The sequence below is a fragment of the Pseudomonas sp. 21 genome (assembly GCF_000955805.1).
Lineage (GTDB): Bacteria > Pseudomonadota > Gammaproteobacteria > Pseudomonadales > Pseudomonadaceae > Pseudomonas.
This window is the reverse complement of the sequence record NZ_JYOA01000019.1, coordinates 47,132-67,454: the sequence shown is the minus strand read 5'-3', so window position 1 is coordinate 67,454 and position 20,323 is coordinate 47,132. Positions and strand designations below refer to the sequence as shown.

Genomic DNA, 20,323 nt, shown 5'->3' with positions numbered 1-20,323 from the left:
CTCAGGCGTCCTTGCGCCCGAGCATACCGTTCACCTTGTCGCGTAGCGCGTCGATGGAGAACGGTTTGGCGATCATCGACATGCGCGTGGCCAGCTCGCTGCCGTCGATGTGGACGATCTCGGCGAAGCCGGTGGCGAACAGGATCGGCAGCTCCGGTCGGGCCTCCCGCGCGGCGCTGGCCAGTTCCTCGCCGTTCATGCCCGGCAGGCCGACGTCGGTGAGCAGCAGGTGGATGGCAGTGTCGCCCTGCAGGATCGGCAGCGCCTCTTCGGCGTCCTCGGCCTGCAGCACCTGGTAGCCGATCTCCTCCAGCACTTCCACGGTGAGCATGCGCACCAGATCGTTGTCTTCGACCACCAGCACGCAGAGTTGCTGGCCGATCGACTCGCTGGGGGTGACGGGAACGTCGGGGATATTGACCACGGAGCTGCCTCTTGGGAAGTAAAGTGTGACGCAGGTGCCCTGGCCAGGCTCGCTGCGCAGGCGGATGTGCCCGCCGGATTGTTTGATGAAACCGTAGACCATCGACAGGCCCAGTCCGCTGTTGGGACCGATGCCCTTGGTGGTGAAGAAGGGATCGAAAACCTGGGGCAGGGTCGTCGCGCTCATGCCCTGGCCGCTGTCCTGCAGGGCCAGGACGAGGTAGTCGCCGGCGGGCAGGTCGTGGTCACCGCTGATGATCCGCTGCTGCAGGGAGATGGCCAGGCTGCCGCCGTCCGGCATGGCTTCGCGCGCGTTGTCCACGAGATGCAGCAATGCCTTGTGCAACTGGTCGCGATCGGTCAGCACGCTTTGCACGTCCTCCAGCGACAGCGTCACGACGACGGCCGGCCCGGCACGTTCGATGAGCGCATCCTGCCAGTCGCGCAATTGCTGGCCGAGGTCCACCGGATGCATGGCCAGCGCCTGGCGACGGGCGAAGGCGAGCAGGTTGTGGGTCAGCTCGGCGGCGCGCTCGGTGGCCTGGGTGGCGGCATGGAGGATGTGGCTGAGCTCCGGCTGGGCGTTGGCCGGCGCGCGGCGGGTGATCAGGTCGAGGCTGAAGCGGATGCTCGCCAGCAGGTTGTTGAAGTCGTGGGCGATGCCGCCGGTGAGCTGGCCGACGGCTTCCATGCGCTGGGCGTTGAGCAGGGCGGTCTGTGCCTGCTCCAGCAGCAGGGCGCCGCGTTTCTGCTCGGTTACGTCGCGGCCGCAGCCGTAGATCACGCCGTTGTCCTCGGTGGCGTGCCAGGAAATCCAGCGGTAGCTGCCATCGGCGTGGCGCATGCGGTTCTCGAAGTGCTGCAGGCGCGCGCCACGGGCCAGGGTGGCGCGGATATCGATACTCGGCGCGAGGTCGTCCGGGTGCACCAGTTCTTCGCTGTTGCGTCCGGCCAGTTGCTCCTCGCTCCAACCCAACAAGCTGCCCCAGGCGGGGTTGACGCTGCGCAGGATGCCCTGGTGATCGAGCACGCAGAGCAGGTCCTGGCTGACTGCCCAGACACGGTCGCGTTCCAGGGTGCGTTGCCGGGCCTCTTCCTGCACCGCTGCCTTCAGCCTGCGTTCCTCCGTGCGTTGGCTCGCGGCGGCCAGGGCATGGCCGAGCAGGGCCGCGAGTTCGTTGAAGAAGCTCGCGTAGCTCTCGTCCAGGCGCCGGCGCGGGCTGATGCCGAATACCGCCAGGCTGTCGGCATGGCCATCCAGCGGGGTGGCGTAGGTGCTGTCGAGCACTTCCGGCCATGGAGCGAAGGCCCGCGCGTACTGACTGCCGAGCGGCGACTGGTGGGCCTCCTGGAGACCGTTGAACAGGTGCAGTGGGTCGTCGTCGACCGTCAGTTGCGCCGGGGCGAAGCGGTCGTTCGCCTCGGTGCCGCAGGCACCGAGCAGGTTGCCGGCCTGGTAGAGCAGGCAGAAGGGCACGTCGTGGCTGGCTTCGCCAAGCAGAGCGAAGGCCTGGGCGCAGATCTGCGCGCTGTCGTCGGCCTGCCCGAGGCGTTCCGCCAGGCGGGTCAGCAGGCGCTGGCGGCGTTGCTCGATGACGTTCCCGGTGGTCTCCACGGCGGTATTGAACAGGCCGATGGGCCTGCCGTCCTGGCCGAAGATCGGGCTGACGTTGTAGGTGAAGTAGGCCTCCTCGACGTAGCCGAAGCGCACCATGGGCAGCAGCCGGTCTTCCTCGTGGGCAGCGACGCCGGTCTGCAGGATGCCGTTGTACATGGGGTCGAGGATCGACCAGATGTCCGACCAGGCGACGCGCGCCGGCTGCCCCAGGCAGGCAGGGTGCTTGTCGCCGGGGATGGCGCTCCACGCGTCGTTGTACAGCAGGATGAATTCCGGGCCCCAGTAGATGCACACCGGCAGGCGGGAGTTGAGCCCGACTTCGAGGATGCCCTTGAGGATGGCCGGCCATTGGTCCATGGGGCCGAGCGGGGAAGATGCCCAGTCGTGCTGACGGATCAGCGGTGCCATGGCGCTACTGCTGTTGAGGAAGTCGCCTGGCGAAAGAGGGGTGTCCCCCTGGGAGCTTGGCATCGAGCAAACCCTGCGATCGATTGATCTTCTGTTCCTTGTCGGACGTTGGAAAGGCCCTGCGACAGAAGATTCCACTTTTCTCTGCAATGGGCTGGAAATAATTCGAACGCCCGTGCGGGGGCGGGTGTCAATTGGCCAGCCGGTGTGAAGCCTACAACGCTTCACGTTATTATTTCTGCTGTTTCAGATCGTACTTACAATAATTTCAAATACTTACCTGGCTTCTGTCGCCATGGCCGCCAGACCGGCCGATCGCTTCCAGGGAAGCACCGCATCAGGGAATCCATCGATGAACCAGAAAGTCGTCGCTGACGAAAGCGCCTTCCGCCGCATCCTGGCGCGCAACATGGCGCTGCCGTTGGGCATCTGCCTGTTGGGCGCGGTGCTGTTCATCGGCTTGATCCTCTACATGCTCGACGTGCTGGGCTGGGTGGAACACACCGATCGGGTGATCTCCAGCGCCAACGAGATGCAGCGCCTGAGCGTGGACCAGGAGAGCGGTCTGCGCGGGTTCCTGATCACCGGTGATCCGCGCTTCCTCGAGCCGCTGGAGCAGGCACGGCCTCGCATCAATGCCGGACTCAAGAGCCTGACGGAACTGGTCGCCGACAACCCGCCGCAAGTGGAGCGGGTGTCGCGCCTGACCTCGATGCAGGAGGAGTGGATGACCTTCGCCCAGCAGATGATCGAGCAGCGCCGCCAGGGCCAGGACACGTCCGACGCGATCAAGGCCGGACGCGGCAAGAGCATGATGGACGCGATCCGCGCCCAGTACGCCTCGCTGATCAATACCGAGCAGCAGCTGCGCCATGATCGCAACCAGTTCGCTTCCAGCCTGTCCACCGGGGTGGTCATCCTCTATCTGCTGTTCAGCATCGTGGTGGGTACGCTGCTGGCCTATTTCGGCCGGCGGCAACTGGTCAGCCTGTCCGAGTCCTACGCCGAATCCCTGCGCCGGCAGGTGCTGCACAACGAACAACTGCAGCGCCAGGCCTGGTTGCGTGACGGCCAGAGCCGCCTGGGCGAACAGTTGATCGGCCAGCAGTCGCTGCCGACGCTGGGACGCAGCCTGATGGACTTCCTCGGCGATTTCGTCGCCTCCCCGGTGGGCGCGCTGTATGTCCGTGATGATCGCGGCGGGCTGCGCCTGTCGGGTACCTTCGGCTTCGCCTCCAGCGCGCTGGGCGAGGACTACTTCGCCCCGGATGAAAGCCTGATCGCCCAGGCTGCCCGGCAGCGCAAGCTGCGCGTGGTCGACGGCCTGCCGCCGGACTATCTGAAGGTCAACTCGGCGCTGGGCAACGGCCAGCCGGTGAGCGTGGCACTGCTGCCGTTGCTCAACGATGGCGGCGTGGTCGGCGTGCTGGAGCTGGGCTTCCTGCGCCAGCTGGAGGAACGCGACCAGGCCTTCCTGCAGAACGTCGCCGAGACCCTGGGGAGCGCCATCGCCGCCGCCCAGCATCGCCAGCGCCTGCAGGACCTGCTGGCGGAAACCCAACAGCTCAACGAAGAGCTGCAGGTGCAGCAGGAAGAGCTCAAGACCGCCAACGAGGAACTGGAGGAGCAGTCGCGGGTGCTCAAGGAGTCCCAGGCGCACCTCGAGGCCCAGCAGGCGGAACTGGAGCAGACCAACGAGCGCCTTGCCGAGCAGGCCCAGGAACTGGCCGCCCAGCGCGACGACCTGGACGGCAAGAACACCGAGCTGAACCAGGCGCGCCTGGACCTGCAGGGCCGCGCCGACGAGCTGCAACGTGCCAGCCGCTACAAGTCCGAGTTCCTCGCCAACATGTCCCACGAGCTGCGCACGCCGCTCAACAGTTCGCTGATCCTCGCGCGGCTGCTGGCGGACAACGAGCAGGGCAACCTGGACGACGAGCAGGTGAAGTTCGCCGAGTCGATCTACGGCGCCGGCAACGACCTGCTCAACCTGATCAACGACATCCTCGACATCTCCAAGGTCGAGGCCGGCAAGCTGGAAGTGCGCCCGGAGAATGCCAGCGTGCGCCGCCTGGTGGAGGCCGTGGAAGGACTGTTCCGCCCGCAGGCGGACGACAAGGGCCTGCGTTTTGTCGCCGAAGTGGCCGAGGATGCCCCGGCCCTGCTGTTCAGCGACCGCCAGCGGGTCGAGCAGATCCTCAAGAACCTGCTCTCCAACGCCTTCAAGTTCACCGATGCCGGGGAGGTTTCCCTGCGCGTGGGCAGCGCTCCCGAGGGGCTGCGCTTCGACGTCCGCGACAGCGGCATCGGCATCGCCGAAGACCAGCTCGCGCGCATCTTCGAAGCCTTCCAGCAGGCCGATGGCGCCACCAACCGGCGCTACGGCGGCACCGGCCTGGGCCTGTCGATCTCCCGCGACCTGGCGCACCTGCTGGGCGGCAGCATCATCGTCAGCAGCGAGCCGGGCAAGGGCAGCGTGTTCAGCCTGTTGCTGCCGCTGAGCTACCAGGCACCGGCCGAGGTGGAAGCAGTCAGCGCGCCCGCGCCGATCGTCGCGCCGGCACCGGCTCCGGTAGCGCCGCCGGTGGTGCGCGCGCCGGCCGCTGCGGCCTTCGCCGATGACCGCGAGCAGGCCGGCGTCGGCCAGCGCTGCGTGCTGGTGGTGGAGGACGAGCCGAAGTTCGCCCGCATCCTCTATGACCTGGCCCGCGAGCTGGGCTACCGCTGCCTGGTGGCCATGGGCGCCGAGGAAGGCCTGCGCCTGGCCGACGAGCACGGCCCCGACGCCATCCTGCTGGACATGCACCTGCCCGACGAATCCGGCCTTGCCGTGCTGCAGCGCCTGAAGGCCAACCCGCGCACCCGCCATGTGCCGGTGCACGTGGTGTCGGTGGAGGATCGCAGTGAAGCGGCCCTGCACCTGGGGGCCATCGGCTATGCCCTCAAGCCCACCACCCGCGAGCAGCTGCGCGAGGTGTTCGGCAAGCTGGAGGCCAAGCTGACCCAGGAGGTCAAGCGCATCCTGCTGGTGGAGGACGACCCGCTGCAGCGCGACAGCGTCTCGCGGCTGATCGGCGACGACGACATCGAGATCACCGCGGTGGAGCAGGGCGAGCAGGCCCTGGAGCTGCTGCGCAAGAATATCTACGACTGCATGATCATCGACCTCAAGCTGCCGGACATGCAGGGCAACGAACTGCTGCGGCGCATGGGCGAGGAGGACATCTGCTCCTTCCCGCCGGTGATCGTCTACACCGGGCGCAACCTGACCCGCGACGAGGAAGCCGAGCTGCTCAAGTATTCGCGCTCGATCATCATCAAGGGCGCGCGTTCGCCGGAGCGCCTGCTGGACGAGGTGACGCTGTTCCTGCACAAGGTCGAGTCGCAGCTCTCCAGCGAGCGCCAGCGCATGCTGCGTACCTCGCGTAACCGCGACCGGGCCTTCGAGGAACGGCGCATCCTGCTGGTGGACGACGACGTGCGCAATATCTTCGCCCTCACCAGCGCCCTGGAGCACAAGGGCGCGCGGGTGGAAGTGGCGCGCAACGGTCGAGAGGCCATCGAGAAGCTCAACGAAGTCGGCGACATCGACCTGGTGCTGATGGACGTGATGATGCCGGAGATGGACGGCTACGAAGCGACGCGCCTGATCCGCCAGGAACCGCGCTGGAAGAAGCTGCCGATCCTCGCGGTGACCGCCAAGGCGATGAAGGACGACCACGAGCTGTGCCTGCGCGCCGGCGCCAACGACTACCTGGCCAAGCCCATCGACCTCGACCGCCTGTTCTCCCTGATCCGTGTATGGCTACCCAAGCTGGAGCGCATCTGACATGCCTGATCGCAGCCAGGACATCGAGCTGCGCCTCCTGATCGAGGCGATCTACCTGAAGTACAGCTACGACTTCCGCGACTACTCCGGCACCTCGCTCAAGCGCCGCGTGCTGCACGCCACCCAGTTGTTCGAGTGCCGCAGCATCTCGGCGCTGCAGGAGCGCATCCTGCACGACCCACACGCCTTCCATGAGCTGCTGCAGTACCTGACCATCTCGGTGAGCGAGCTGTTCCGCGACCCCGGTTACTTCCTCGCGCTGCGCCAGGAAGTGGTGCCGGTGCTGCGTACCTATCCGTCGCTGCGCCTGTGGGTGGCCGGTTGCAGTACCGGCGAAGAGGTGCATTCGCTGGCCATCCTGCTGCACGAGGAAGGCCTGCTCGAGCGTACGCTGATCTACGCCACCGACATCAACCCGCGTTCGCTGGAGCAGGCGCGGCGCGGTATCTACGCGGTGGATGACCTGGCCCAGGCCAGCGACAACTACCGTGCCGCCGGCGGCAGGGGATCGCTCTCGGACTACTACACGGCGGCCTACGACGGCGCGCTGTTCGACAAGATGCTGCGCGCCAACGTGACCTTCGCCGACCACAGCCTGGCCACCGACAGCGTGTTCTCCGAGACGCACCTGATTTCCTGTCGCAACGTGCTCATCTACTTCAACCGCCAGTTGCAGAACCGCGCCATCGGCCTGTTCCACGAATCGCTGTGCCACCGGGGCTTCCTCGGCCTGGGCAGCAAGGAAAGCCTGGACTTCACCGACTTCGCCGCCGAGTTCGAGGTGGTGAACCGCCGGGAACGGGTGTTCCGCAAGCGATGAGCGCGCAGCGGAAGGTCGAAGCGGTGGTCATCGGTGCGTCCGCGGGCGGCGTGGACGCGCTGTTCCAGCTGTTCGGCGGGTTGCCGGAGGATTTCGCATTGCCCATGGTGGCGGTGTTGCACCTGCCGGAAAACCACGAGAGCCAGCTGGTGGACCTGTTCGCCCGGCGCCTGGCCATTCCCGTGGAAGAGGCCCGCGACAAGGCGCCGGTGGAGGCGGGCCGGCTGTACTTCGCCGCCGCCGGTTACCACCTGTCCATCGAGCAGGATCGCACCTTCGCCCTGAGCCGCGAGGCGCCGAGGAATTTCTCCCGGCCGTCGATCGACATCCTCTTCGACTCGGCCTCGGACGCCTACCGCAAGGGGCTGGCGGGCATCCTGCTGACCGGCGCCAACCAGGATGGCGCCGAGGGCCTGGCGCGCATCCAGCACCAGGGCGGGTTGAGCATCGTCCAGGACCCGGCCGAAGCCGCCGTGTCCACCATGCCGGAGGCGGCGATTGCACTGCACGCCCCGGACCACATTCTTCCGCTGCGTGAGATTCACGCGCTCCTGACCCGAATGGGCACCCAACATGCTGCGTAACCAGGGAAGCAAACTGCTGATCGTCGACGACCTGCCGGAGAACCTGCTGGCGCTGGAGGCGTTGATCAAGGGAGAGGGGCGCGAGGTGTTCAAGGCGTCCTCGGCGGACGAGGCGCTGTCGCTGCTGCTGGAGCACGAATTCGCCCTGGCGCTGCTCGACGTGCAGATGCCGGGCATGGACGGATTCGCCCTGGCCGAGCTGATGCGCGGCACCGAGCGCACCCGGAATATCCCCATCGTCTTCGTCACCGCCGCCGGGCGCGAGCTGAACTATGCCTTCAAAGGCTACGAGAGCGGCGCGGTGGACTTCCTCTACAAGCCGCTGGACAACCACGCGGTGCGCAGCAAGGTGAACGTCTTCGTCGATCTGTATCGCCAGCGCAAGGTGCTGGCGCGGCAACTGGAGGCGCTGGAGCAGGCGCGCACCGAGCAGGACGCGCTGCTCGCCGAACTGCGCGAGACCCAGGTGGAGCTGCAGCGCGCGGTGAAGATGCGCGACGATTTCATGTCCATCGTCTCCCACGAATTGCGCACGCCGCTCAATGGCCTGATGCTGGATACCCAGCTGCGCCGCCTGTACCTGTCCAAGGGCAAGCTGGAGCACTTCGCCCAGGAGCGCCTGGGGGTGCTGTTCGAGCGCGACGAACGCCAGCTTGCCGGGTTGAACCGGCTGATCGAGGACATGCTCGACGTCTCGCGCATCCGCACCGGCAAGCTGTCTATCCGTCCGGAGCCGGCGAACCTCGCCGATATCGCCCGTCGCGTGCTGGGCAACTTTGCCGTACAGGCCCAGGCCGCCGGCTGCAGGCTGGGCCTGGAGGCGCCTGAAGTGGTGGAAGGTGTGTGGGACGCCTACCGCCTGGAGCAGGTGATCAGCAACCTGGTCAGCAACGCCCTGCGCTACGGGCCCGGCCAGCCGGTGGACGTGACCGTCGCGGTGGCGGATGGCTACGCGCAGCTCTGCGTGCGCGACCATGGCGACGGCATCGGCGCCGACGAGCAGCGACGTATCTTCCAGCAATTCGAACGTGGCGCCGGCGCGGCCCGCGTGGCCGGCCTGGGCTTGGGGCTGTTCATCTCCGAGCAGATCGTCCAGGCCCACGGCGGACGTATCGAGGTGCGCAGCGAGCCGGGGCAGGGCGCGGCGTTCAGCGTCCTTCTGCCGCTGGACTGAGCGCCGTCCGGCGGCCCCCGAAGTGACACAGCTGCGCCTATGCTTTGCTCCAATGAGCCAAGAGAGCAGACTAGATGCCCGATACGACCGCCAGCACCGCTCAGCTCGTCGAAGATGCGCGCTACCGCCTGCTGGTCGAGGCGGTGACCGACTACGCCATCTACATGCTCGACCCCGATGGTCGCGTCAGCAGCTGGAGCTCCGGGGCGCAACGCCTGAAGGGCTACGCCGCCGACGAGATCCTCGGCCAGCACTTCTCGCGTTTCTACACCGCTGCCGACCGCGAGGCCGGGTTGCCGGAGCTGGCGCTGGGCGAGGCAGCGCGGGTCGGCCGCTATGAAAGCGAGGGCTGGCGCCTGCACCGCGATGGCAGCTCGTTCTGGGCCCATGTGGTGATCGACGCCATTCGCGATGTCTCCGGCGAGCTGCTGGGCTTCGCCAAGATCACCCGCGACCGCACCGAGCAGCATGAGACCGAGCAAGCCCTGCGGCGCAGCGAGCAGCAGTTCCGCCTGCTGGTCAACGGCGTGACGGACTACGCGCTGTACATGCTCGACCCCGAGGGCAACGTCACCAGCTGGAACCCCGGGGCCGAGCGGATCAAGGGCTACCACCCCGAAGAAATCATCGGCCGCCGCTTCGAGTGCTTCTACTGCGATGAGGACCGCCAGGGAGGCGTCCCCGAAACCAGCCTGAGCACCGCACTGGCGGAAGGACGCTACGAGGAAGAGCGCCTGCAGATGCGCAAGGATGGTTCGCGCTTCTGGGCCAACATCGTCATCGACCCGGTGTTCGACGACACCGGCAAGCTGCTGGGTTTTGCCAAGATCACCCGTGACATCACCGACAAGCGCCGCGCCCAGGAAGAGCTGGAGCGCGCCCGCGACGAGCTGATCCAGTCGCAGAAGATGGAGTCCCTCGGCCAGCTCACCGGCGGCGTCGCCCATGACTTCAACAACCTGCTGACGGTGATTCTCGGTGGCCTGCAAATGCTCGAACGGCAGTTGCCGAAGGACAGCGAGAAGGTCCAGACCATCTGGCGCAACGCCCTGGAGGCGACCCGCCGCGGCGCCCAGCTGACCCAGCGGATGCTGGCGTTCGCCCGCAAGCAGCGGCTGTTCCCGCAGCCGATCCAGCTGCCGGCGCTGCTGCAGGACATGAGCGAGCTGCTGGTCAGCTCCCTGGGGCCGACCATCAGCCTGGAGACCCGCTTTCCGCTTCAGCTCGATTGTGTGATGAGCGACCAGAACCAGCTGGAGCTGGCGATCATCAACCTCGCCAACAACGCCCGTGACGCCATGCCTGGCGGCGGCAGCATCACCTTCTCGGCGCGCAACGCCCAGGTCGGGCCGCGCCAGAGCGGCAAGCTGGCCCCAGGGGAGTACGTGTGCCTGGCCGTGACCGACTCGGGACAGGGCATGGACGAGGACACCCTGCGCCGCGCCGCCGAGCCTTTCTTCACCACCAAGCCGACCGGCAAGGGCACCGGGCTGGGATTGTCCATCGTCCATGGGCTGGCCCAGCAGCAGGGCGGGGCGCTGCTGTTGCGCAGTACGCCAGGGCAGGGCACCACCGCGGAAATCTGGTTGCCGGCGGTGAAGACGAAGGCGGAACCCGAGGCGGTGGACGATGTGCCGATCGCCGCGACGCTGGCCGAGCCGACCGAACCGCTGGGGCTGCGGGTGCTGGTGGTGGACGACGATGCGCTGGTGCTGGACGGCACCAGTGCGTTGTTGGCCGATCTCGGCTGCCAGGCCGCGCGCACTGACTCGGCGCGGGCGGCCCTGCAACTGCTGGAACAGTCGGGCTTCGACCTGCTGATAACCGACTTCGCCATGCCGGACATGGACGGCATGCTGCTGATCCAGCAGGTGCGCCAGTCCCATCCGGCGCTGACCTGTGTACTCACCACCGGCTATGCCGGGCGGGTGGACACCCTGGCCGATTCGGTGCTGCGCCTGCCCAAGCCGTTCGACCGCAACCAGCTGCTCGCGCTGCTGTTGCAGGTGAAGAACGCCGGGTAGAACAACCGAACCTGGTCGACGGCAGCGCCCCTCCGGGAGCACGCCATGCCCGTGACCAGGCGCATGGCGCGCTTCGGCTCAAGGTCGGTGATTGTCGTGGGGGGCGATGTCAGCGCCCTGGGGTCTCACGCGCGGGGCGCAGGCCTTCGGCGACTTCCATCTCGATCAGCGAACCGGGGTCTTCATTGCCCGGGTCGTTGATGGCGGGCTCGGCCATGGCAGGGTCCAGGCTGCCCTGTGGCATCAGGCCTTCGCTGCGGTCGCGGCGGTCGAGCAGCGGCAGCAGGTCGTCGTGGAACTCCTGCTGCTGCGCCTCGGAAAGCGCGGCGAAGCCGTGGTTGAGGATATAGCGGGCGAGAGCTTCCTGGCGGCTGTCGGCCTCCAGGACCCCTTCGTCGAGCAGGCGGCGAAGGCCCTCTGAGCGTTCAAGGTCGTGGTGTTCGTTGCAGCCCATCGTTCGCACCTCCCAGGTCTGTTCCAGCGAGAGTGGTTAAGCGTGAGCAGCTCGGTATGAGCACTGGCAGTGGGCGACGTCTGTCGCGCCGCCTTATCGGAAGACCGGTTCCGGGGCCGGCTGTTCGCTGCGAGGGACGAACGGTGCCGCTCCTGCAGTTCAGCCCCGTCGCGTCAGGCCGGCATCGACCGGTGGTAGTGGCCGGGCGCGGCGCGCTCTATCGCCTTCGGCCTGGGCGATGGCGGGCGGATTGCCGATCTGGCGTCGCGCCTGGCGATGCCGGAGACGGCGGCTCAGGTTTCGTCGTTGCTGACGACTCGGTTGCGGCCGGTCTGCTTGGCGCAGTACAGGCGCTGGTCGGCGAGCTTGAGCACCGCTTCCGGGGTCTGGGCCGGTGCGCCGAGATCGGCGACGCCGATGGACAGCGTGACCAGCCCCACCCGGGGTATCTGCGTGACGGCCACCGTTTCGCGGATGCGCTCGGCGATGCCGGCGGCGGTTTCCAGGGAGGTTTGCGGCAGCAGCAGGACGAACTCTTCGCCGCCGGCGCGGCAGGCCAGATCGCCGGCGCGGGAGGAGTCGCGCAGCACCGCCGCGACCCGGCGCAGGGCTTCGTCGCCGGCATCGTGGCCCCAGGTGTCGTTGACCCGCTTGAAGTGGTCGATGTCCACCGCCAGTACCGCGTAGGCCAGTCCCGACTGTTCCAGCGCTTCCAGCGCCACGCCCAGCGCGCGGCGGTTGGCCAGGCCGGTGAGGGCGTCGCTCTGCGCCTCATGGCTCAGCTGGCCGAGCTTTTGCTGCATCAGCCCGACGCCGGTGAGCAGTGCCTTGCGGATCGCCGCGGCCTCGCGGTACCAGGTGTTGATGTCCTGCAGTTCGCGCGGTGTTTCCGGGTTGGACAGTTGCTCGGCGCTCTGCGCCAGTTGGCGCAGTGGGCGGGTGATCAGCAGGGTGCCGGCCCAGATCGCCAGTACGCCGAGCAGGCTGGCCGGGATCAGGCCGAGGAACATGTCCTTCATCAGCAGGTGCAGCGGCGACAGGCTGAGATCGCGTGGTTGCTGGGCGACCACCGCCCAGTTGGCATCGGGCACCTGGGCGTAGCCGGCGAGCATGGGCACGCCCTTGTAGTTGGTCACTTCCATGGAGCCGTTCTCGCCGCGCAGGGCGGCTTCTATCGTGCTGCTGTGATTGACCACTTCGCCGACGCGCTGACGGTCGGGGTGGTGCAGCAGGCGGCGGTTGGCGTCGGCGACGAAGGCGAAGGTGCCTTCCTGCTGGAAATGGCTGCCGATGATGCTGTGCAGCACGCTGGGCTTGAGGATGTACACCGAGCCGCCGACCAGCCCCAGGTACTCGCCGCTGGGGCTGGTGATCGGCTGCGAGATGAGTACCACGAGGTTGCCGGCGATGGACTCGTAGGCCTGGCTGATCTTCGGCTGCTTCAGGCGCAGCGCTTCCTGCACGCTTTCCGAGCGCAGCGTGGTACCGACGATCTGCAGCGAGTCGGGGTAGGCCTGCAGCACCTTGCCGCTGGCGTCGACGATGATGATGGAGTTGAAAAAGGTGTCCTGGGCCTGCAGGCGCATCGCCTCGGCGTGCAGCACCGGCGGCTCGTGGAAGTGGTTGGCGAGTATCCCGGAGCTGTAGGCCAGGTTGCGCCGCGCGGACCCGAGGAACTCGCTGATGCTCGACGCCACCTTGGCCGCATAGGCGCGGTTGGCCTCCAGGGTCGAATGGATCAGCGCGGTGCGCTGCACGTTGTAGGCGACCACCAGGCTGTTGCCGAGGGTGGCCAGCGCGGCGAGCAGCACGAAGACGAGTATCAGTACCCGCAGGGTCAGTGGCTTGCGGCTCCAGCGCTTCATGGGCTGGCCTGTCGGGTGCGGCGTGGTTGCGATGTCGAAGTCTGGTCCATGTAAGCGCCGGCACTGGTGAGGGACATGCAGCCTACCCGCCGGTCCACGACGGGGCGAGGTTCAGGATAGGCAGGCTTGCGGCTTCCGTCACATCGCCGGCATTGCATGCCTCCGGCCGCGGTGGGTGGCGGTCGTCCATTCACGCGACCTCGTGCGGGGTGGCTCTGGCACGTGCCGGCAGGGAGCACTTGCGTTCAGGCGCCCACAAAAAAGCCCCGCATTGCGCGGGGCTCTTTCATTCACTCGTCACTCAGGCGTGCTTGCGCAGCTCGGTGCTGAGGCCGGCCTGGGCGATCGTTGCGATCGCCTGGTCGCGTGCGGCCTCGGAGTCATACAGCTTGCTGGCCAGCAGTTCTGCACCGGTGTTATCGCGGATCACGAAGAAATTCTTGCCGCCGGGGGACATCTGGCGCTTGTAGCGTTCGACGGCCGCACAGGAGCTGCGGAGGCTGTTGATGGCCTGCTCGGCTGCCTCCTGTGTCGGGTAGGCCAGAGTTTCCAGCAGAGTACCGTGGGCTGTGTTCTTCAGGAGAACGCGACGGCTGCCGCTGCTGAGTTCCTTGATTTCATACCAACCGGGCATGTGTAGCTCCATATAACCGGTGTCAACGTCCTGCGGGTGTTCCCGCAGGGTGACAGGCCAGTTTAGGAGGATGAGCACTCTATTTGTAGAGGAAAAGTCCTATGAATCATGTGGTTACTGTATCAATTTGTCTCAGGATCGCGGGTCTCAGAACGTCGCTTTCACCTGCAGGCCGAGCAGCAGGGCGTCGTCGATGTCCTGGCCGGAGAAGGCGCCCGGTTCGATGACGTACTGCAGGTCCGGGCGCAGGGTCAGCCAGGGTGTGGCCTGGTAGCCGTAGCTCAGTTCGATGAGCTGTTCGCCGCTGTCCAGGTTCGGGTAGTCCTGGCCGTTGGCGAGGGCGCTGTTCTCCTGCACTTCGCGGCTGCGCGGGTTGGGCACGGCGCGGCCGTAACCGAGCGCGAGACTGTCCTTCGGGCGGCCTGCGAAGGGCTTGTAGAGGACGACACCCGCGCCGTACCACTTGGTGAAGGGCGAGGCCGCACTGCTGGCGGCCGAGGCCTGGCCAAAGACGTGCAGGCTGCGCCCCTTGGAGGCCGGGTCGTTCCACACGGCCTGGTCCACTAGCAGGTAGTGGCCGCTGCGGCCGGACTCTTCCTGGTCGCTGCCGATGCGCTGCGCGTCGGAGCTGTCGTAGTACCAACCCAGCTTGTACTCGCCGGGCAGCTCGCCCTGGGGTTTGTAGATCAGCTCGATGGGCACCACGGTGCCGGTGGTGTGCTTGGGCGTGAGGTGCCAGGCGCGGCTGGAGTTGCCGTTGCTTTCCGGGTCGACGTTGAAGGCGGCGATGCGCAGCTGCCAGTCGGGCGCGAAGCTGTACTTGACCCGCGCGCCCAGGTGCGCGTTGGGGTAGTTGGTCCAGCCGCTGCCGCCGGACATGTTCAGCGGGTGACCGCAGAAACCGGCGTTCATGAAGTTGCAGGGGATGCCGCTGTCCAGCCCGCCGACGTCGTTGCCCATGGCCATGTAGCCGAGCTTGAGGTTCACCGCCTGGCCCAGGTCGCGCTCGTAGCTCAGCTCGGTCAGGCGGGTGTAGAGGCCGCCGTAGTTTTCCTGGACCGGCAGGCGGTTGCCCACCAGGTCTTCCGAGGCGCTGTTGCCGCGGCGGTCGTTGAGGGTCAGCTGGACCTTGCCGCCATTCTCCAGGCCATAGAGTTTCGACAGGTCGAACTGCACGCCCAGCTTGATGTTCTGCGAATAGCGCGCGGAACGGTGCAGGCCGCCGTGGGCGTTGTAGGCGGTCTCGCCGCTGTAGTCGCCGCTGAACTTGACGCCGTCTTCTTCCAGCTGGTGGCGCAGGCCGCCCCAGTCACCGGTCAGGGTGTTGCGGTTGAGCAGGCCGTCTTCGGCCAGCACAGGCAGCGAGGCGACGCACAGCAGCAGGCCGGGCGTGAGGCGAAGGGAAGTGCGCATGGGATGTCCTGAGCTTGAAGCGAATAAAAAAAGGCGCGGTGGGTGTGCCGCGCCGGAAGGAGACGCCCGCACGAGGCGGGCGCGATGGGAGGGTTACTGGCTGGCTTTCGGGGTGTCGGGCAGCGCGTAGGCCATCACGTAGTCGCCACGGTCGGTGGACTGGCGCGCACCGCCAGCGGTGATGACGATGAACTGCTTGCCGGTCTTCGGCGACACGTAGGTCATCGGGCCGCCCTGGCTGCCGACGGGCAGGCGGGCCTTCCAGATTTCCTTGCCGTTGCCGCTGTCGTAGGCACGCAGGTAGAAGTCCTGGGTGCCGGCGATGAACACCAGGCCGCCCTGGGTGGACAGCGTGCCGCCGAGGGTCGGCAGGCCGATGGGGATCGGCAGGTGCATGCGGATGCCCAGCGGGCCGGTGTCTTCCACGGTGCCCACCGGAACCTGCCAGGCTACCTGGCGGGTCTTCAGGTCGATGGCGGTGAGGGTGCCGAACGGCGGAGCCTGGCAAGGAATGCCGGCGATCGACAGGAAGCGGTTCTTGTTCACCGCGTAGGGCGTGCCCTTGAGCGGCACGGCGCCCATGCCGGTGTTCAGCGCTTCACCGCCGCCGGCGGCCGCGCCCTTGTTGGCCGAGGGGATCATCTGGATCCACAGGCCCAGGCGCATGTCGTTGACGAAGATGAAGCCGTGTACCGGGTCGGTGGACAGGCTGCCCCAGTTCATGCCGCCCAGGGAACCGGGGAAGCTCAGCGACAGGTCGGTGCCCGGCGCGGTGTAGAGACCGTCGTAGCGCATCTTCCTGAAGTCGATGCGGCACAGCAGCTGGTCATAGGGCGTGGCGCCCCACATGTCCGACTCGCTGAGGGTCTGCGCACCGATCTGCGGCATGCCGACGGACTTCGGCTGGGTCGGCGAATAGGGCTCGTCGGGGATGTTGCCCGGCTTGACCGGTACATCCTTGACCTCGGTGAGCGGCTTGCCGGTGGCGCGGTCGAGCACGTAGATCTGCCCGGCCTTGGTGCCGATGACGACTGCCGGAACGGTCTTGCCGTCGGCCACGGGGAAGTCGACGAGGCTCGGCTGCATCGGCAGGTCGAAGTCCCAGAGGTCGTTGTGCACGGTCTGGTAGACCCACTTTTCGGCGCCGGTGGTGGCATCCACGGCGAGGATCGAGGCGCCGTAGGTGTGGTCGAGCTTCGTGCGCTCCACGCCATAGATGTCGGTGGAGGAACTGCCCATGGGCAGGAACACGGTGTTCATCGCCGGGTCGTAGGACATCGGCGCCCAGCTGTTGGGGGTGCTGCGCACGTAAGTCTTGCCGTCCGCCGGGGCCTGCTTGTCTTCCGGGTTGCCCGGGTCGAAGGCCCAGCGCATGGCGCCGGTGATGACGTCGAAGCCGCGGATCACGCCGCCGGGCATGTCGGTCTGGACGTTGTCCGCGACGCGACCGCCGACCACCACGGTGGTGCCGGCCATCAGCGGGGCGGAGGAGAGCTGGTAGTAGGAATCGGGTACGTCGCCCAATCCTGCCTTCAGATCGACCTGACCGTTATTGCCGAAGCCCTGGCAGAACTCGCCGGTGTCGGCGTCCACTGCGATCAGGCGCGCATCGATGGTGTTGGTCAGCAGGCGACGCTGGCAGTTGGCGCCGGCCGGAACGCTGGCGGCAATGACCGGCGTACTGTTGGGCTGGGTCGGCTGTGCGATTTCCCTGGTGGCATCGAAGTAGGCCATGCCACGGCAGCGCTGCCAGACCTTGGACTGGGCGTTGATCGGGTTCTTCCACAGCTCCTTGCCGGTGTCCGCGTCCAGCGCGATCAGGTTGTTGTGCGGGGTGCAGATGAACACCTTGTCGCCGACCTGCAGCGGGGTCAGCTGGTCTTCCGCGCCGTTGCCGTCGCTGACCGCCACGTCACCGGTGTGGTAGGTCCAGGCCACCTTGAGCTTGTCGACGTTGCCACGGTTGATCTGGTCCAGCGCGGCGAAGCGGCTGCCGCCCTCGGTGTTGCCGTAGTGCGCCCAGTCCTTCTGCGCGTGGGCCGGGTCGACCGGCGTGAGGCCAGGGCCGTTGCCGGTGGGGGCAACGCTGGGGTGGGCGACGAACATGTTGCCGGCGGCGATCGCCACCAGCACTGCCAGTACGCCAGCGATGCCATATGCACCACGGCCGGGCTGGCGGCCAGCGGAGCGCGCCAGCAGCGGGTAGACCAGCGCGACTGCCACGCCGATGGCGCTGAACATGAACAGGCGCGAAAACAGCGGCCAGAACACCAGCCCGGTATCGGCCACGGCCCAGACCGCGGTGGCGACCAGGAAGGCGGCGAACAGCCAGGCGCCGGCCGGCTTGCGAAGGGCGATCAGCAGGCCGGAAACGGCCATGGCCAGACCGCCGATGAGGAAGTACCAGGAACCGCCGAGGCCGACCAGACGGACGCCGCCGGCGGCCAGGGCGAGGCCGAGGAGGGCGATGACCACACCCAGGCCGAGGAGGAGGAAAGTGCTCACGCGGGAGGCGCGCTGTACCGGTTTCATACAGAAGGTTCTCACTGTTGGATTCGCCGATTATACTCTTAGCAAGCTAATTAACTAGATAGTACAAACGTCGAAGTCCGTTCTTTTTGCTTCAAAAGAAAGTCCGGATGAATGAAATAGCCTCTCGCACGTTTCATTCCCCGCGACATCCCGATTGATCGACCCTCTGTGCAGAGGCTGCCGAGACTGGCAGCATCGCTGCTCGGTCCTACAGAAGAATCCTAGCTGCCGTGCCTGTTCCCCGCTCTGTCGTGCCCTCCCGACTCAACTTGCTGCCACTGCTGATCTGCGGCATCGCCCACGCCCAGCTGGCCCGCGCCGCTGACCCGCAGAGCGCCGAGCAGGCCCTGGCCGCGCCCATGGTGGTGACGGGCGCCTATGCGCCGGTGTCGAGCTTCGACCTGCCGTTCTCCATCGATACCGTGCAACAGCCGCAGCTCAGCGATGGCCAGCTCGGCGTCAATGCCTCCGAAGTGCTGCAGCGGGTCCCCGGCCTGGTGGTGCAGAACCGCCAGAACTACGCCCAGGACCTGCAGATTTCCTCCCGCGGCTACGGCGCCCGCTCGGCCTTCGGCATTCGCGGGCTGAAGCTGCTCAGCGATGGCATCCCGGCGAGCACGCCGGACGGCCAGGGCCAGGCGGCGACGCTGAACCTGGATGTCGCCGAGCGCATCGAAGTCCTGCGCGGCCCGGCCTCGACGCTCTATGGCAGCAACAGCGGCGGGGTGATCCAGATGTTCTCCCGCGACGGTTACGGCCCGCCGAAAGTCGGTGCGGAAACCACCTTCGGCAGCGACGGCTTCAACAAGAACCACCTCTATGCCGAGGGCGGCACCGACCAGGCCGGCTTCCTGCTCGACGCCTCGCGCATGGACACCGACGGCTACCGCGATCACAGCGCCGCGCGCCGCGACCAGACCTTCGCCAAGCTCAACTTCAAGCCCGACGAAGACAGCCGCCTGGCGCTGATCTACAGCAGCCTGGAGCAGAACGGCACGCAGGACCCGCTGGGCCAGACCTGGGACGCGTACCAGCACGACCCGCGCTCGGTGGCAGCGGCGGCCGAGACCTACAACACGCGCAAGAGCATCGACCACCAGCAGCTGGGCATGAACTACGAGCGCTACTTCGGCGACGCGACCCTGCAGTTCAACCTCTACGCCGGCCAGCGCAGCGTGGTGCAGTACCTGTCGATCCCCAGGGGCGTGGCTTCCAATGCCCAGCGCGGTGGCGGGGTGGTGGACTTCGATCGCGAATTCCACGGCGGCACCCTGCGCTGGATCCAGCCGGTACACGGCGTGCCGGGTGAGCTGACCGTCACCACCGGGGTGGACTACGACCGCAGCGAAGATGACCGCAAGGGCTTCCAGAATTTCAGCGGCGACCAGCTGGGTGTGAAGGGCGAGATGCGCCGCAACGAAAACGACATCGCCACCAGCCTCGACCCCTACGTGCAGGCGCGCTGGGAGCTGGGCAACTGGACTTTCGACGCCGGCCTGCGCCACAGCAGCATGAAGATGGAAGTGGACGACCATTACCTGAGCAACGGCGATTCCAGCGGCTCGAAGAAGTACCAGCAGAACACCCCGTCGCTCTCGGTGATGTACGCCTTCACCCCCGAGCTGCACGGCTACGTCAGCGCCGGCAAGGGTTTCGAGACCCCGACCCAGGCCGAGATGGCCTATGCGCCGGGCCTGACCGAGAGCTTCAACTTCGGCCTCGACCCGGCCACCAGCACCCAGTACGAAGTCGGCCTGAAGGCCAGGGTTGCCGGCAATACACGGGTCAACGCGGCGATCTTCGAGATACGCACCGACGACGAGATCGTCGTCGCCAGCTCCAGCGGCGGCCGCACCAGTTACCAGAACGCCGGCAAGACGCTGCGCCGGGGCTTCGAACTGGGCGTACAGAGCGACCTGTCCGAACACTGGCAGGCCAACCTCGCCTATACCCGCCTGGACGCCACCTACGACGAGGACTTCGTCGAGAGCGGCAGCACCATCGAGAAGGGCAACCACCTGCCCGGCGTGCCCGGCAGCAGCCTGTTCGGCGAACTGGTGTGGAAGCCGCAGGACGGCATCAGCATGGGCTTCGAAGGCCAGTACCGCAGCAAGGTCTATGTCGAGGACAGCAACGAGGACAAGCCGGCGCCCAGCTACGCGGTGTTCAACTGGCGCACCCGCTTCGAACAGCATGTCGGCCCCTGGACCTTCCACCAGCTGGTGCGCCTGGACAACCTGCTGGACCGCCAGTACGTCGGTTCGGTGATCGTCGGCGACAGCAACGGGCGTTACTACGAGGCGGCGCCGGGGCGGTCGTGGTACGCGGGGGCGGGGCTGGAGTATCGCTTCGATTGAGCGGTGCCGTGCGGGTTCGCGAGCAAGCTCGCTCCTACAGGTCAGCTCCGCAGCGCTTTTCGTAGGACCGAGGGGGACGCCTGGTCCTTGCTCGCGAACCCGCATCCCTCCACGTCCGATCATCGTCTGCATGCAGCCATGATTGCGCCAAATCCTCTATCCTCGCGTCCTTTGCATTGAGTGAGACG

12 protein-coding genes are annotated in these 20,323 nt (G+C 66.8%); 6 read left to right on the top strand and 6 right to left on the bottom strand.

The genetic code is table 11. The features are described from left to right. Window position 1: 1 nt before the first annotated feature. On the bottom strand, window positions 2-2,449 hold the full coding sequence (locus UB43_RS28945) for an ATP-binding protein (protein WP_052969633.1): 2,448 nt from the start codon (window positions 2,447-2,449) through the stop codon (window positions 2-4). A 352-nt stretch (window positions 2,450-2,801) separates the two neighbouring features. Between UB43_RS28945 and UB43_RS28470 the strand changes: the two genes are divergently transcribed. From UB43_RS28470 to UB43_RS28450, 5 genes are all read left to right on the top strand, one after another. After that, a complete protein-coding gene (locus UB43_RS28470) occupies window positions 2,802-6,278 on the top strand; it encodes a response regulator (RefSeq protein ID WP_045217972.1) in 3,477 nt (1,158 codons plus the stop codon). Between the two features lies 1 nt (window position 6,279). Next, the gene (locus tag UB43_RS28465; protein WP_045217971.1) at window positions 6,280-7,098 is read left to right on the top strand and encodes a protein-glutamate O-methyltransferase CheR; all 819 of its coding nucleotides are present in this window, start codon (window positions 6,280-6,282) and stop codon (window positions 7,096-7,098) included. Continuing rightward, window positions 7,095-7,682: a chemotaxis protein CheB gene (locus UB43_RS28460; protein WP_045217970.1), complete on the top strand. Its 588-nt coding sequence runs from the start codon at window positions 7,095-7,097 to the stop codon at window positions 7,680-7,682. The genes UB43_RS28465 and UB43_RS28460 overlap by 4 nt, the downstream gene beginning before the upstream one ends. Then, the gene (locus UB43_RS28455; protein WP_045217969.1) at window positions 7,672-8,856 is read left to right on the top strand and encodes a hybrid sensor histidine kinase/response regulator; all 1,185 of its coding nucleotides are present in this window, start codon (window positions 7,672-7,674) and stop codon (window positions 8,854-8,856) included. The genes UB43_RS28460 and UB43_RS28455 overlap by 11 nt, the downstream gene beginning before the upstream one ends. Before the next feature lie 74 nt (window positions 8,857-8,930). Then, window positions 8,931-10,880 carry a PAS domain-containing sensor histidine kinase gene (locus tag UB43_RS28450; protein WP_045217968.1) on the top strand — a complete coding sequence of 650 codons (1,950 nt, stop codon included), beginning with the start codon at window positions 8,931-8,933 and terminating at the stop codon, window positions 10,878-10,880. 109 nt (window positions 10,881-10,989) lie between these two features. Here the strand turns inward: UB43_RS28450 and UB43_RS28445 are convergent, their stop codons facing one another. From UB43_RS28445 to UB43_RS28425, 5 genes are all read right to left on the bottom strand, one after another. Continuing rightward, complete coding sequence (locus UB43_RS28445) at window positions 10,990-11,334, bottom strand: hypothetical protein (protein ID WP_045217967.1); 345 nt, start codon at window positions 11,332-11,334, stop codon at window positions 10,990-10,992. Between the two features lie 293 nt (window positions 11,335-11,627). Next, window positions 11,628-13,199, bottom strand: a complete 1,572-nt coding sequence (locus tag UB43_RS28440; protein ID WP_045217966.1) for a sensor domain-containing diguanylate cyclase — start codon at window positions 13,197-13,199, stop codon at window positions 11,628-11,630. Between the two features lie 301 nt (window positions 13,200-13,500). Beyond that, on the bottom strand, window positions 13,501-13,833 hold the full coding sequence (locus UB43_RS28435) for a hypothetical protein (RefSeq protein ID WP_045217965.1): 333 nt from the start codon (window positions 13,831-13,833) through the stop codon (window positions 13,501-13,503). Between the two features lie 147 nt (window positions 13,834-13,980). Continuing rightward, window positions 13,981-15,246 (bottom strand): carbohydrate porin, encoded by a 1,266-nt coding sequence (locus UB43_RS28430; RefSeq protein ID WP_045217964.1) that lies wholly within the window; start codon window positions 15,244-15,246, stop codon window positions 13,981-13,983. A 93-nt stretch (window positions 15,247-15,339) separates the two neighbouring features. Further along, window positions 15,340-17,778 (bottom strand): glucose/quinate/shikimate family membrane-bound PQQ-dependent dehydrogenase, encoded by a 2,439-nt coding sequence (locus UB43_RS28425; protein ID WP_045217963.1) that lies wholly within the window; start codon window positions 17,776-17,778, stop codon window positions 15,340-15,342. A gap of 251 nt (window positions 17,779-18,029) precedes the next feature. Between UB43_RS28425 and UB43_RS28420 the strand changes: the two genes are divergently transcribed. After that, the gene (locus UB43_RS28420; RefSeq protein WP_156160528.1) at window positions 18,030-20,135 is read left to right on the top strand and encodes a TonB-dependent receptor; all 2,106 of its coding nucleotides are present in this window, start codon (window positions 18,030-18,032) and stop codon (window positions 20,133-20,135) included. The last annotated feature ends 188 nt before the right edge of the window (window positions 20,136-20,323 follow it).

Bases quoted from the DNA above. Each gene is read 5' to 3' on its own strand.
- UB43_RS28945 (WP_052969633.1), bottom strand. From the start codon at position 2,449: ATGGCACCGCTGATCCGTCAGCACGACTGGGCATCTTCCCCGCTCGGC.
- UB43_RS28470 (WP_045217972.1), top strand. From the start codon at position 2,802: ATGAACCAGAAAGTCGTCGCTGACGAAAGCGCCTTCCGCCGCATCCTG.
- UB43_RS28465 (WP_045217971.1), top strand. From the start codon at position 6,280: ATGCCTGATCGCAGCCAGGACATCGAGCTGCGCCTCCTGATCGAGGCG.
- UB43_RS28460 (WP_045217970.1), top strand. From the start codon at position 7,095: ATGAGCGCGCAGCGGAAGGTCGAAGCGGTGGTCATCGGTGCGTCCGCG.
- UB43_RS28455 (WP_045217969.1), top strand. From the start codon at position 7,672: ATGCTGCGTAACCAGGGAAGCAAACTGCTGATCGTCGACGACCTGCCG.
- UB43_RS28450 (WP_045217968.1), top strand. From the start codon at position 8,931: ATGCCCGATACGACCGCCAGCACCGCTCAGCTCGTCGAAGATGCGCGC.
- UB43_RS28445 (WP_045217967.1), bottom strand. From the start codon at position 11,334: ATGGGCTGCAACGAACACCACGACCTTGAACGCTCAGAGGGCCTTCGC.
- UB43_RS28440 (WP_045217966.1), bottom strand. From the start codon at position 13,199: ATGAAGCGCTGGAGCCGCAAGCCACTGACCCTGCGGGTACTGATACTC.
- UB43_RS28435 (WP_045217965.1), bottom strand. From the start codon at position 13,833: ATGCCCGGTTGGTATGAAATCAAGGAACTCAGCAGCGGCAGCCGTCGC.
- UB43_RS28430 (WP_045217964.1), bottom strand. From the start codon at position 15,246: ATGCGCACTTCCCTTCGCCTCACGCCCGGCCTGCTGCTGTGCGTCGCC.
- UB43_RS28425 (WP_045217963.1), bottom strand. From the start codon at position 17,778: ATGAAACCGGTACAGCGCGCCTCCCGCGTGAGCACTTTCCTCCTCCTC.